10 protein-coding genes are annotated in these 14073 nt (G+C 45.3%); 9 read left to right on the plus strand and 1 reads right to left on the minus strand.

From position 1 onward, the window contains the following. The first annotated feature begins 57 nt into the window (after positions 1–57). Entirely contained in the window at positions 58–2376 is a 2319-nt protein-coding gene (locus ABR189_RS28070; protein WP_354663844.1) for a TonB-dependent siderophore receptor, read from the plus strand. Positions 2377–2431: 55 nt separating this feature from the next. Here the strand turns inward: ABR189_RS28070 and ABR189_RS28075 are convergent, their stop codons facing one another. Further along, on the minus strand, positions 2432–3949 hold the full coding sequence (locus ABR189_RS28075) for a carboxypeptidase M32 (RefSeq protein WP_354663845.1): 1518 nt from the start codon (positions 3947–3949) through the stop codon (positions 2432–2434). 141 nt (positions 3950–4090) lie between these two features. Here ABR189_RS28075 and ABR189_RS28080 point away from each other — a divergent pair, with 141 nt between their 5' ends. The 8 genes from ABR189_RS28080 (at position 4091) to ABR189_RS28115 (ending at position 14000) form a co-directional block, all read left to right on the plus strand. Continuing rightward, positions 4091–4639, plus strand: coding sequence for an RNA polymerase sigma-70 factor (locus ABR189_RS28080; protein WP_354663846.1), 549 nt, complete (start codon positions 4091–4093; stop codon positions 4637–4639). Between the two features lie 32 nt (positions 4640–4671). Continuing rightward, entirely contained in the window at positions 4672–5670 is a 999-nt protein-coding gene (locus ABR189_RS28085) for a FecR family protein (protein WP_354663847.1), read from the plus strand. 67 nt (positions 5671–5737) lie between these two features. Beyond that, positions 5738–6967 (plus strand): STN domain-containing protein, encoded by a 1230-nt coding sequence (locus ABR189_RS28090; RefSeq protein ID WP_354663848.1) that lies wholly within the window; start codon positions 5738–5740, stop codon positions 6965–6967. Between the two features lie 681 nt (positions 6968–7648). Continuing rightward, positions 7649–8743 carry a Nif3-like dinuclear metal center hexameric protein gene (locus ABR189_RS28095; RefSeq protein WP_354663849.1) on the plus strand — a complete coding sequence of 365 codons (1095 nt, stop codon included), beginning with the start codon at positions 7649–7651 and terminating at the stop codon, positions 8741–8743. Positions 8744–8746: 3 nt separating this feature from the next. Beyond that, the gene (locus ABR189_RS28100; protein ID WP_354663850.1) at positions 8747–9499 is read left to right on the plus strand and encodes a zinc ribbon domain-containing protein; all 753 of its coding nucleotides are present in this window, start codon (positions 8747–8749) and stop codon (positions 9497–9499) included. A 227-nt stretch (positions 9500–9726) separates the two neighbouring features. Continuing rightward, complete coding sequence (locus tag ABR189_RS28105; RefSeq protein ID WP_354663851.1) at positions 9727–11214, plus strand: tetratricopeptide repeat protein; 1488 nt, start codon at positions 9727–9729, stop codon at positions 11212–11214. A 97-nt stretch (positions 11215–11311) separates the two neighbouring features. Then, a complete protein-coding gene (gene recN, locus ABR189_RS28110) occupies positions 11312–12964 on the plus strand; it encodes a DNA repair protein RecN (RefSeq protein WP_354663852.1) in 1653 nt (550 codons plus the stop codon). Positions 12965–13184: 220 nt separating this feature from the next. After that, positions 13185–14000, plus strand: a complete 816-nt coding sequence (locus ABR189_RS28115) for an enoyl-ACP reductase FabI (protein WP_354663853.1) — start codon at positions 13185–13187, stop codon at positions 13998–14000. The last annotated feature ends 73 nt before the right edge of the window (positions 14001–14073 follow it).

Below are 14073 nucleotides of genomic sequence, written 5' to 3' on the forward strand. Positions count from 1 at the left end.
TTAATAGTGCTGAATAACACTGTTTACCTTCTCTTTTTTTATAATAACTAAAACAATATGAAAGGAATTTTTACACTTGTAGCGTGTCTGTTTGTGATCACAGCAGCTGCGCAAAATACATCCATCATCAGAGGTGTTGTAAAAACAGCTGATGGGATCCCTGCCGGATTTGTAAGTGTTGGTCTGAAAGGTACCTCCAAAGGAGCGGTAACCAATAATTATGGCCAGTTTGAAATAAAGAAAGTAGCCCCGGGGAAATATGTTTTGAAAGCATCTTTCACCGGTTTACAAACGCAGGAAACAATGGTTACGATAGCAGCAAATGAAATCCTGACGCTACCGGATATTGTATTGAAAGAGAATGAAACGCAGTTAAAAGAAGTAATGATCAACGGGGTAAATAACAAACGTCTCGTTAATAAAGAAAGCGGATATATTGCCCGTATGCCATTGAAAAACCTGGAAAACCCCCAGGTATATACCGTGATTGGAAAAGAGATTATAAAACAGCAGGTGATTACAAATATTGCTGATGCATTTAATGCCGGATCAAGTGCTGCTCCAGCCAGTTACCCAAGTGGGGGTATTGCTATTGTTTCACGGGGATTTCTTACTGAAATTAATGCCCGCAACGGGTTACCCACTACTTCCGGAAGAAGTCAGCCAGATATTGTAAATGTAGAAAGAATAGAGATACTAAAAGGACCATCAGGTACTTTGTTTGGGGGGTCCGTTTCATCTTTCGGAGGTGTGGTAAATCTCGTCACCAAAAAACCGGTGGAAGGTTTTCTTGGTGAAGTGAGCTATAATGTAGGCAGCTTTGGTTTAAACAGGGTGACTGCAGATATCAATACTCCTTTTAACAAAGAAGAAACAGCTTTGTTCCGGATCAATGCTTCTCTGCATCGGGAAAATAGTTTTAGAAATGCTGGGCACAACAATTCATTTGTAATAGCACCCAGCTTTTCCTATAAAGTGAATGACCGCCTCACTTTCTTTGCTGATATTGAAATACAGCGTGCAGATCAAACACGTATGACTTATACACAAAACCCTGGTTTACTCTTTAAGCATGTGAAAGAAATTCCATTGGGTTATGATCAGACACTTTTTGGCAACGATATAGATGCACAAACCTTTTCCAGCAAATACTTTGCAGAAGCGCGATATAAGATCTCTGACAACTGGACGGCTGTAACCAATGCCTCTTTTGTTAGTGAAAATGTACTCAGCAGTTATCAGTCCTACACCCGGTGGTTAAATAATAATGAGGTGGTAAGATCTGTGGGTTTATGGGGACCTATTTATAACAATTATACTACGGTACAGCAGAATTTCAACGGGAGCTTTAAAACGGGCGTGTTAAAGCATAAAATACTGATGGGACTGGATTATAGTAATTATATCACTACCAGAGAAGGATGGTCCACAACTGTCATAGATACTGTTAATATCTTAAAAGACTACAAACTGTTAAAAAAGGCGAAAGTGGATGCCGCATTTGTGAATGGCTCCAAAGATTATAGCTGGAAAGGTAAAACCAACAATAGCAGTTATGGTGCATATGTATCTGATGTAGTAAGTCTGGGAGACAGATTATACGCTATGCTGAGCCTTCGGTTTGATCGCTTTGAGCAATCAGACAAGGCTGCTGCCCCTTCCTCGTATAATCAAAATTCGCTGACCCCAAAATTGGGGCTGGTGTATCAACCTGTAAAGGAACAGGTATCGTTGTTTGCTAATTATATGTCCGGATTTCAAAATATAGCGCCGATAGAGCAGCCCGATGGCAGGTTATTCGTGGTATCACCGATATATGCCAAACAATGGGAGGCAGGTATAAAAACAGACGCTTTCCAACATAAATTGATTACAACATTAAGCTATTATAGCATTGCTATTGATAACGCCATCCGCACGGATGGAGAACGTTTTACCTTCCAGGATGGTAAACAAAACAGCAAAGGGATAGAATTGGAAGTAGCAGCACAGCTATTGGAGGGCTTAAACTTACTTGGGGCTTATGGTTATAACGAGAATAAATATATACGAGCTACCTCCAATGAAGGAAAAATAGCTGCCAATGCGCCCAATAACCTGGTAAATTACTGGATCAGTTATCAGTTTAACCGTACCGGATTAAAAGGTTTGGGCATAGGCGCAGGAGGAAACTATGTAGATAAGATATTTGCTACTGCTGATAATACCTTTTATGTTCCGGCCTACCATGTTTTAAATGCTACCCTGTTTTATGAAACTACACAGTGGAGGCTGGGAATTAAGCTAAATAACCTCAGTAATGAAAAGTATTGGGATAGTTATGGATATGCTCAGAAACCAAGGAATGTAGTCTGTAATCTGACATTTAAATTTTAACCGTCATGGTGCCGGGTAGGTATGATCTCGCTGCCCGGCACCATGATATTCTTCTTTAGTAGCCTTGCCCGCCTGCCAGGAATTTTTCCTGTGCATATTCCAGGAAATAACGGAACTGCAAGGTTTCGCCTGTTATCTTTTCACACAGTTCATTGGAGGTATAAAAACGGCCATATTCGTGAATGTTGGTCCTGAGCCACTGGAATAAGGATTGGTAATTGCCCGCAGCTATCTGTTCCGTAAGTCCGGGGAGCTGCTGTTGTGCGGTCCTGAAAAACTGGGCGGCATAGAAACTGCCCAGGGAATAAGTGGGGAAGTAGCCAAAGCTGCCGTGCGACCAATGAATATCCTGCAATACGCCCTGTGCATCATCCGGCACCGTTACCTGCAGGTATTCCTGGTAGTACCGGTTCCAGGTTGCGGCCAGGTCTTTGGTAGTGATACTGCCTGCTATCAGGCCCTTCTCTATTTCATAACGTATCATCACGTGAAAATGATAAGTCAGCTCATCCGCTTCTGTGCGGATCAGAGAAGGCTGTACGTGGTTGATGGCTTTATAGAAACGGTGGATATCCACCTGCCCGAGATTGTCGGGGAAGATGGCCTGTAAAGGAGCGTAGTGGTGCCGCCAGAAAGCCAGGCTGCGACCTACATTATTTTCCCACAGGCGCGACTGTGACTCATGGATGCCCAGGCTGATAGCCTCTCCACAGGGAAGTCCGTATTCGGTAGCCGGAAGTCCTTGCTCATAAAGGGCATGTCCGCCCTCATGAATACAGCTCCACGTCATATTGGTAAAGTCTTTTTCGTCGATACGGGTAGTGACCCTCACATCCTGTGGATTAAAGCTGGTGGTAAACGGATGTTCAGAAACATCCTGTCTGCCTGCCGCCATATCATAGCCCATTGCTTTTAACAGGCCGATCCCAAACTCCCATTGTTTATTGCGGTCATAATGCTGGAACAGGAAATCCCGGTTTTCAGCCGGTTGTTGGGTTACGGCACGCAATAACGGGGTTAAGGCCGTTTTTACTTCGCTGAAAACAGTATCCAGAAGGGTAGTGGTACACCCTTTTTCATATTCGTTTAGCAGCGCATTGTAGGGATGTCCTTCATGGCCCAGGATGTTGGCTTCCTGTTGTTTGAGCTTTACCATGGTGGCCAGCAGGGGTTCGTACACTGCATAACTGTTGGCTTTGCGGGCCTTTATCCAGGCATGATAACAGGCATTGGTGGCCTGAGATAGCGCTGCTACAAAGGCAGCGGGGTATCTTTTGTTCTTTTCATAATCTTCCAGGGAGAGGGCTACGTTTTTTTGCTGCACCGGGGTGAGGTCCTGGCGCTGATGCAGTTCCTGCAAAATTTCACCCAGGGGTGCAGCGGCAAACATTTCATGGGCTATACTGCTCAGGGTGGTGATTTGCTGCCCGCGGAAGGCTGCTCCCTTTTCAGGCAGGTACGTTTCCTGGTCCCATCCCAATACGGCAATAGCATTTCTTACATCGGCCAGCTGTTGCATCCGGGTAGTATAGTCGTTGTATAATTCCGAAGTAGGTTTGCGTATTACCATCATTATTACTTTTTTGCAAAAGTATACTGTTCGGTTTAATTACCTGCGTATAGACTGCCCTGAAAAAAAATATGGGGAGAGATAAGGGTTTTTCTTTTCATAAGTGTCTTATAAAAGGTACCTATTGATCCAGATACAAAAAAATTGGACAAACGAATAAATACAGCAAGCTTTTCAGCGGATAATCAGGCAGCATTTGCGCATTTTTTTCATACCTATTATGAACAATTGCACAGATATGCTTTTACGATTGTAAAAAATAATGAAGAAGCAGAAGATATTGTACAGGCCGTTTTTGCCAAGCTTTGGGAAAAATGGAATGATATCGATATGCAGGAGTCTGCCAGGGCCTATCTGTATAAATGGGTACACAACCGTTGTCTGAATAACTTACGGCACGAAAGAATCAGAGCAAATTATGTGGTGCAGGCCACCGCTGCCAACACAGAGAGCAGGACCACCGCTGTGGAAAATTCCGTTCAGGAAAAAGAGTTGGGGAAACAGATCCGGGACGCCATCGCCAGCCTGCCTGCCCAGTGCAGGCTGATATTTCAAAAAAGCCGCTTCGAGCATAAAAAGTATCATGAAATAGCAGATGAATTGAGTATCTCGCCTAAAACAGTGGAAGTTCAGATGGGAAAGGCATTAAAGGTGCTAAGGAAAAAACTATTGGATATTACCGGTAAGTCCTGATATAACAGGCCATTTTAAAATTGTCGGGCATTTTGAAAACAACACCAGACATCATCGTAAACATTGAAGTGCTGACCAGGTATCTGGCCGGGGAAGCTACGCCGGAGGAAGCGATGGCAGTAGACGATTGGCGGATGGCTTCAGCCGAAAATACCGCACTTTTTGCCCAGCTTTCCAGAGCATGGGAGGTGGCAGGAGAAAACAATTATCAACAGCCGGATCTTACCGCCAGTTGGCAGCAATTCCTGCAGCAGCCTGTGATGACTGTACCACCATTAAGGAAACGTACTTTCTCCCTGTATAAAATAGCGGCTGCTGCCATCTTTTTAATAGCAGCATTGGTTGCCGGGGTACTGCTCTTCCGCCATCCGGTAGCCAGATTACCTCAACAGGTAGTGGTACACACCGCTCACCAGATGGATACTACGGTCCTGCCGGATCAAACAACGGTGGTGTTGTGTCCACAAACCAGTATTTCCCATCCGCCCGTATTTAATAGCGCTGCCAGGGAAGTGACGATGAACGGAAAAGCATTCTTTGAGGTAACCAGCCAGGTACAGCACCCTTTTCGTATCAGCCTGGGAGATATCATTTTGGAAGTGATAGGTACTACCTTTGAGGTAAACAATACAGCCACAGACAGCCTTATTACGGTAAGCGTGGTTACAGGGGCTGTAAAACTGTACAGCAAAAAGGATACCTTGCTGGTACGCGCGGCTCAAACCGGTACTTATAATAAAATTCGTAAACAATTTGAAAGCATGGAGGGGGTTAACCTCAATGCACTGGCCTATGCTACCAGAAGCTTTGACTTTAACAACCTTACCCTGCAGGAAGTAGCCGGATACCTCGAAAGTGCTTACCAGGTAAAGATTCACTTTCAACAGGCGGCTACAGGGCAATGTCGGTTGAGTGCGGCCTTTGATCAGCAATCGCTTACCTATATTCTAGATATTATTGCGGCAACCATGGGAATAACTTATACAATAGCGGGCAATCAGGTAGATATTTCAGGAAATGGGTGTAATTAAACGTGTACGGTATTATTGTTTGCTGCTACTCTGTATGTGCGGTTGTCTTTTGGCAAAAGGACAGACCGTGCAGGCCCGCCTTCAGCAAAAGTTAGTACTCACCCCGGGTACGGTATCTTCCGCTTTTTTATTAACCGTGCTAAAACAACAGGCCGGATTAAAACTGTCCTACAATCCCAAGCAGTTACCATTAAGCGCTAATGTAGAAATAAAGTCCAATGCCCTCACGGTGCAGGAAGTGCTGCAGGTATTGCAAAGTGCGGATATCCATTACCGTATTATAGGAGGGCATGTGATCCTGCAAACAAAAAAGGCAGTTGTTAATGTTCCCCCGTCTAAAGTTATTACCGCACCACCAGCCGGAGATAAAACAGCGGAGCTGTTGCATAAAAAGGCCGGAGGTCCCGCAACATCCGGGCGTAAGACAGCTGTAGCAGGTGTGCAGGTGAAAACTGCAGCTGCGGGCATGGGCCGGACCAGCCAGGATACGCTTTCGGTACCTGGTAAGCCTGAGAAGCATACGATTACAGCTGCAGGTATAATCCTGACCAGCCAGGATACCCTGGCCACTTCCGGTAAGCCGGTTGGAGATAGTACGTTAGAACAGGGGCGTAGTTTTTACATGTATGCTATTCCATCCGCTTATCCTCGTATAGCTGCTCCGGTACATTTATTGCGCGCACCTGTTCCCGCTTTTGCTGCAAATACCCCGGTCGCTTTCTTCTCTCCGCAACAGAAAAAAAACGGAACTGTTTTTTATGTAGCCGCAGGGATCGCTACGGATGAAATCTGGAGAGTAAGCCCGGTGATACAAATCGGTGTACCCTGGCTGTTTGCCGTAGGTGCCTGGAATACCAACTTTACACAGCATAGCTGGAGTTATGGCCTGGGTACTTCCCTGAGGTTGTCTGATCAATGGAAGCTTGGCCTGACCCTGACTACCGGAACCATGGAAAAAAAATATCTGGATACGCTATTTATCAGATCCGACTTTGTAGTAAAGGGGAGATTGACGAGAGGGGGGATTACACTGGAAAAACAATTGAATGAGCAATGTAGTATACGGTTTGGGCCGGTCATGAATATCCTGAAAACCACCTATTATCTGAAAGGCGTTGCGATCCCCCCGCCAAGAACAGTTGCTGCGAATAGCTCGCCGGATAAGCTGTATGTTCCGCTGAAAGTACCCTATACCTTATCCAATACCTATTCTCCCTCGGCAGTATCTAACACTAAAACCTGGATAGGTGTGCAGGTAAGTATCTTTTACCGCCCGGATTTTTTTACCCGCAAATAAGGGAACGCTGCCGCTAAAGTGTCTAAGCGTAAGGGACAATACGGAAACCAGATGACTACATCCAGACTTTTGCCTGCTTTTATCCAGCGTTTTTTCCGGAATATAAAAACATATGGGTGGCCATATGTTTGCGTGATGTGTTTCCTGGTGCTGGTAAACGGATTATATATGCTGCTGGTCTTATTGGCGGGAGCTGCCATGATCGCATTAGGCACATGCTTCATCGGGAGCACCCCCCACTTTTAGCCGTAGATACACCTGGGGCGACCCGGAGAAAAATCAAGGATAAAACAACAATAAGCCATAAATATTCCATAGATATCCCGTAGATATCCCGACCAGTTACATTGTCGGGATATCTACGGGATATATACGGGACATATACGGGATATATACGGGATATCCCTATGCAAACGTAGGCCCATGGTAGGAATTGCTATGAAAATGCTATGTAAATGATTGATTATGTTTACTTTAATATCTATAAGATGATGACGATGATGGCATTTTACCACCCTGCACTATGGCTTATTGCCAGACTTTAAGCGGATTGGAATAATATTTACCTTATTCAGAAGTATAGCGTTAGTAGATTATGTACGTAATAGGCTGGCGCTCGCAGGTGACCAGAATGTTTGGACAGTTGGCATTTCAATGCAAATCTGTCTTAATTTTACGGATATGAAAATAAAGGACGTGATAGCGGTACTGGAAGGGTTTGCGCCATTGCAGTATCAGGAAAGCTATGATAACGCAGGACTTTTGTTTGGGGATGCCAGCCGGGAAGTCACTAATGTACTATTAACACTGGATGCAACGGAAGCGGTGATGGATGAAGCCATTGCCAAAAACTGCAACCTGGTCATTGCCCATCATCCTATTGTATTTGGCGGATTAAAGAAGATCACCGGCCGCAATTATGTGGAAAGGGTAGCTATAAAAGCCATTAAGCACGATATAGCGGTATATGCCGCCCATACAAACCTGGATAATGTACGTTACGGGGTAAGTGAACGGATGGCCGCCCGTATAGGATTACAGGACTGCCGGGTATTGGACCCCAAACATGGGATTTTAAGAAAGTTATACACATTTGTACCCTGGAAGGATGTGGAAATGGTGCGCGCGGCTTTATTTGAAGCCGGGGCTGGTCATATCGGAAACTACAGTGAGTGTAGTTTTACGGGAGAAGGCACGGGCACTTTTAAGGGAAATGAGCAGTCGGATCCTTATGTAGGTAAACCAGGGGAGCGGCATTTTGAGCCGGAAACGAAACTTGAAGTGATTTTTCCGGTATATTTGGAGCAGCAGATCGTGAAGGCCATGTTGGCCAGCCACCCATATGAAGAAGTGGCCTATGATGTGATCAGCCTGGAGAATGCATACCAGCAGGTAGGTTCCGGATTGGTAGGGGTACTACCGGAGCCGTTGCCCGAGCTGGATTTTTTACGCATGGTAAAAACGCGGTTCAATACCGGTTGTGTGCGGTATACCCCATTACGGGGGAAGCCGGTACACCAGGTGGCAGTTTGCGGAGGAGCAGGCAGCTTTCTGCTGAAGAAGGCAATTGCCGCGGGTGCAGACGCCTATATTTCCGCAGATTTTAAATACCATGAGTTTTTTGATGCTGAAAATCAATTAGTTATAGCGGACGTAGGACATTTTGAGAGCGAGCAGTTTACAGTAGAATTATTTTATCATATATTGACTGAAAAATTCCGTAATTTTGCGCCTCTTAAATCTACGATTCGTACAAACCCGGTAAATTACTTATAATACATGGCTACCGCAAAAGAATACTCCGTTGAAGAAAAATTAGCATCTGTACTCAAGTTACAGAAGATTGATTCAAAGCTGGATGGAATCCAGGTGTTGAAAGGGGAGTTGCCGATAGAAGTTAAAGACCTGGAAGATGAGATCGAAGGGTTAAACACCCGCCAGTCTCATATTGAGAGTGAACTTAAAAGCATCCAGGACTTCGTTGCCAACAAGAAAGTGGCCATCAAGGAAGCTGAAGCACTGATCAAGAAGTATGAAAAGCAACAGGACAACGTAAAGAACAACCGCGAGTTTGAAGCTATTACCAAGGAAATGGAAATGCAGGCGCTGGAAATTAAACTGGCAGAAAAGCATATCAAAGACGCGAATGAAGAAGTAAAGGATAAATCCCGTGCACTCGAAGTAGCTAAAAAAGCTGTTTCTGATAAAGAAACCAACCTGAAGCACAAGAAGGGGGAACTGGAAAAAATCATTGCGGAAACGGATAAGGAAGAAAAACAATTCCGTAAGCAGAGTGAAGAAGCCCGCACCAAGGTAGAACCACGCTTGCTGGCAGCCTATGAAAAGATCCGTACCAACTACCGTAACGGTCTGGCTGTGGTAACTGTTTCCCGTGACTCCTGCGGTGGTTGCTTTAATGCCATCCCTCCGCAACGCCAGGCTGAAATACGCCAGCACAAGAAAATTATCGTTTGCGAGCACTGTGGCCGTATCCTCGTGGATAACGACCTGGAAGCAACTGTAACTATTTAATATCCTGCAATGCCAGCTCCGGGCAATGACAGGTAGCAAAGACTTTTATTAGCGTGAGCGTGACAGGGCATCTTCGGATGCCCTTTTTACATTTATACCCCCCGGCTTTTTATCCACCACGCAAATAGTCTGCGTGATGATGATGGTTTTTTGGGTTAGGTATCTGATATTTGAAGTTTGGATTGAAGTTTGGATGTAGGAATCCGTTATCTGGAATTTTAGCTCATATGCGTAGTGTTTTTTCAATTATCCTAATGCTGACCATTTCTTTTGCCGCCTCCGGCAGGCAAAAGGTATATGATTTTAACGGCAGATGCCAACAGGCATATGCAGCGATCATGCAATTACGCCTGGATGCCGGCAGGGCATTCCTGGAAGCAGAAAAAAAAGAAAACCCCGACAACCTCATCCCTTATTTCCTGGATAACTATGCCGATTTCTTTACCCTTTTCTTTAATGAAGATCCGGCAGAATATGCGCAGAAAAGAAAACTGCGGAATGAAAGACTGAACCGCATGGCCGAAGGCCCGGAAAACTCTCCTTACTATCTCTACACCCAGGCAGCCATTAAATTTCAATGGGCGCTGGTAAAAGTAAAACATAACGAAAAGTGGGATGCCGTATGGGAAGTACGCAAGGCCTACATTACTTTAAAAGATAACCAACGCCAGTTTCCCCAGTTCTTACCCAATAACATGCTCCTGGGTACCATGCAAACTGTTTTTGGGACCATCCCCGATGGTTTTAAGTGGATCACCAATATACTTGGTCTTAAAGGCAGTATCAAAGACGGCATGCAAAACATGCAAACCGTGATAGACAGTAATGCGCCGGATGCCCGCCTGTTCAGGGAAGAAGCCTATTACTACTATTGTTACCTGAAATTATTTATCCAGAACAAGCCGGAAGAACTGTGGCAGTTCCTGCAACGCCGGCAGCTGGATACGAAAAACAACTATCTCTTTGCCCTGATGGTGGCCAACCTGTCGCTTAACAACCAGAAGGCAGCCATTGGTATCAAAGTATTGGAAGAAAAGAATGATAGTGTGCAATACGCCAATATACAGTACTACAACTATGTATTTGGGCTCCTGAAATTAAGCCGGATGGATGATGATGCCCATGTATACCTGGAAAGGTTTATCAATGAATTTAAAGGCAAGTTCTACGTGAAGGAAGCCCTGCAAAGGCTGAGCTGGTACTACTACCTGGAAAATAATATGGCATTGGCCAATAAATACCGGAACATGATCCTCACGCAGGGTAATACAGAAACGGATGCAGATAAGCAGGCGCTGAAAGAAGCCAAAGGCGGGCGTTGGCCTAACCCCTTATTACTGCGGGTACGGCTGGAGAGTGATGGGGGCTTTTTTAATGAAGCTCTGCACTTGCTGCTCACCAAAAAAGCCGCTGACTTTGAGCATATGGAAGAAAAGCTGGAATATGCTTACCGCCTGGGCCGTATCTATGATGAAATGGGGCAGGATGATAAAGCCATTCCCATGTATGAAGTAACGGTAAAGGTAGGAGCCAACAGGCCGGAATATTATGCTGCACGTGCTGCCCTGCAAATGGGCTATATTTATGAAAAAAGAAATAATAAGGCCAAAGCCGCCGAATGCTATCAAGCAACACTGAGCATGAAGGGGCATGATTATAAAAACTCTCTGGACCAGCGTGCTAAAGCAGGTCTTCAGCGGTTAAACGGCAGCTGAGGCCGTGCTTCGTGAATGGGTAAATAGTATTGGTTACATTTGAAACCGGTACCCTGAATTTGTTATCTGGCATTTGATATTGGAATTTTCCTGACTTATGTTACACCGTCTTACAATTAAGAATTACGCTATCATCTCACACCTGGAAGTAGATTTTTCCGGTAACCTGAATGTGATTACCGGAGAAACAGGAGCGGGTAAATCTATTTTGCTGGGAGCGCTTTCACTGATATTAGGCGAAAGAGCAGATCCGGGTGTTTTGTTTGACAAAACAGGCAAGTGTGTGATTGAAGGCCTGTTTAAGGTTAAAAAAACACAGGTACTTCCTTTTTTTAACAAACATGAGCTGGACCTGGAAGATCAGGTGATCCTCCGCCGGGAGATCAGTGCGGCTGGTAAATCACGCGCTTTTATCAATGATACTCCGGTAAACCTGTCCCAGCTGGCAGAACTGAGCACTTACCTGGTAGACCTGCACCAGCAGTTTGATACCCTGGAGCTGGAAAAGTCCGACTTTCAGCGGGAGGTGGTAGATGCGCTGGTCAACAAACCCACCCTGTTGCAGCAATACCAGCAAAGCTATCAGGAGTATGTACAGGTCCAGAAAAAATACAGGCAGCTGCAGGAACAGCGGGATAACGCTAATAAAGAGCTGGACTACAATAAGTTTTTGCTGGACGAGCTGGCAGATGCCGGTTTTACAGCGGATGAAATAGAAACCCTGGACGCCGAACTGAAAACCCTCAGTCATGCCGAAGAAATTAAAAACACGCTTAACAAGGTTTATTTTCAGCTGAAGGAAGATGAGCAACCCATCCTCCAGCAGCTAAAGCAATTGCAGGCCTCCCTCCAGGGGCTGGCCGACTTTCATAAGGAAGTGCCTGCTATCGCTGCCCGCCTGCAATCTTCCTACCTGGAATTGCAGGATATAGCGGCCGAGGTGGAACATATCAATGACCAGGTGCACTACGATGGAGAGCGTATAGCGCAGGTAAACGAACGTCAGACCCTGGGATACCGCCTTTTGAAAAAACACAGCGTACAAACTACTGCCGAACTGCTGGCTATCCAGGAAGAACTGTCGCAGAAGGTAGGTAATGTGCTGAACCTGGACGAGGCGCTGGCACAGCTGGAAAAACAACAAACCTCCCTGCAGGAGTCATTAAAAGCTGCTGCTGCAGTGATCAGTGCGGAGCGCCTTAAACAGGTGGCACCATTTGAAAAGCAGGTAAATGCCTTACTGGCACAGGTAGGGATGCCTAATGCCCGTATCCGGGTGGAGATCACCACCGGCCACCTGCATGCATACGGACAGGACAATATTGAATTTTTATTTGATGCCAATAAAAGCAACCAGTTTGCCCCTATCCGTAAGGTAGCTTCCGGTGGGGAGCTAAGCAGGCTGATGCTGTGTATCAAATCACTGGTAGCCCAGTCGGTAGCACTGCCTACCCTGATCTTTGATGAAATCGATACGGGTATTTCCGGGGAAGCTGCCCGCCAGGTGGGCGTGATCCTGAAAGGACTGGCCAAGGCACACCAGGTAATCTGTATCACCCACCAGCCACAGATAGCCGGAAAAGCAGATGCGCACTATTTTGTGTATAAAGATGCCAGCGCTGATAAAGTAACCACCAATATACGCCTGCTCAGCAAAGAAGAGCGGATCACCCATATTGCCCAGATGCTCAGCGGAGAGAAACCCACGGCCGCCGCATTGGAGAATGCCAGGGAAATGGTTGGTAGTTAGCTTTGAGCTTTTAGCAGTTAGCTTTTAGCATCAAAGCGAATATTAAATGTATATTGTGGGCCGCTAACTGCTTAAACAACAAAACATCATACTAACAGCTAATAGCTAAAGGGTAATAGTTAGCAACAAAACATAATGCTAACAGCTAAAAGCTAATAGCCAACAGCTACTTTTTTTCAACTATAACAACTATTTTTGCCAAAATTAATTTTCGACCATTATGGCTCATAACTTATTAAAAGGAAAGAAAGGCATCATATTTGGCGCACTGGACGAAAAGTCTATAGCCTGGAGAACTGCATTGCGTTGTGTGGAAGAAGGCGCTGAAATTGTGCTGACTAACGCACCTGTTGCCATGCGCATGGGGGAAATCAACAAGCTGGCAGAAATATGCAAGGCTCCTGTAATTGCCGCTGATGTTACCAGCATGGAAGATATCGAGAATCTCCTTACCAAATCCATGGAGCATTTTGGTGGAAAAATAGATTTTATACTGCACTCCGTAGGGATGAGTCTGAATATCCGTAAAGGCAGAAGTTATACAGACCTGGACTACAATTTTACCCAGAAAACAATGGATATCTCTGCATTATCCCTGCACCGGGTATTGCAAACGGCGTATAAGCTGGATGCGATCAACGAGTGGGGATCTGTGGTAGCGCTTACCTACATTGCTGCACAGCGTGTATTTACGCACTACAGTGAGATGGCAGATGCCAAGTCCTTGCTGGAATCTATTGCCCGCAGCTTTGGTTACCACTATGGTGTGAAGAAAAAAGTACGTATCAATACCATTTCCCAGTCTCCTACTAAAACAACGGCAGGTTCAGGCGTAAAAGGATTTGACGGATTTGTAAGTTATGCAGAGAAAATGAGTCCGTTGGGCAATGCCACTGCGGATGAATGTGCAGATTACACTGTGAGTCTGTTCTCTGACTATACGAAGATGGTAACCATGCAGAACCTTTACCACGATGGAGGTTTCTCTTCAACAGGGATTTCTACTGCAGTAGCGGAACAAATGGAAAAAGAGTAACAATATAATTGTACCCGTCATCTTTCCGGCAGGAGGGATACGGATAAAATAAAAAAATAGCCGGTCCGTAAAG

Source organism: Chitinophaga sp. H8, assembly GCF_040567655.1.
Lineage (GTDB): Bacteria > Bacteroidota > Bacteroidia > Chitinophagales > Chitinophagaceae > Chitinophaga > Chitinophaga defluvii.

Coding starts and splice junctions, on each gene's coding strand:
- ABR189_RS28075 (WP_354663845.1), bottom strand. CDS start 3,949: ATGATGGTAATACGCAAACCTACTTCGGAATTATACAACGACTATACT.
- ABR189_RS28100 (WP_354663850.1), top strand. CDS start 8,747: ATGGCTACCGCAAAAGAATACTCCGTTGAAGAAAAATTAGCATCTGTA.
- ABR189_RS28095 (WP_354663849.1), top strand. CDS start 7,649: ATGAAAATAAAGGACGTGATAGCGGTACTGGAAGGGTTTGCGCCATTG.
- ABR189_RS28070 (WP_354663844.1), top strand. CDS start 58: ATGAAAGGAATTTTTACACTTGTAGCGTGTCTGTTTGTGATCACAGCA.
- ABR189_RS28105 (WP_354663851.1), top strand. CDS start 9,727: ATGCGTAGTGTTTTTTCAATTATCCTAATGCTGACCATTTCTTTTGCC.
- ABR189_RS28115 (WP_354663853.1), top strand. CDS start 13,185: ATGGCTCATAACTTATTAAAAGGAAAGAAAGGCATCATATTTGGCGCA.
- recN (WP_354663852.1), top strand. CDS start 11,312: ATGTTACACCGTCTTACAATTAAGAATTACGCTATCATCTCACACCTG.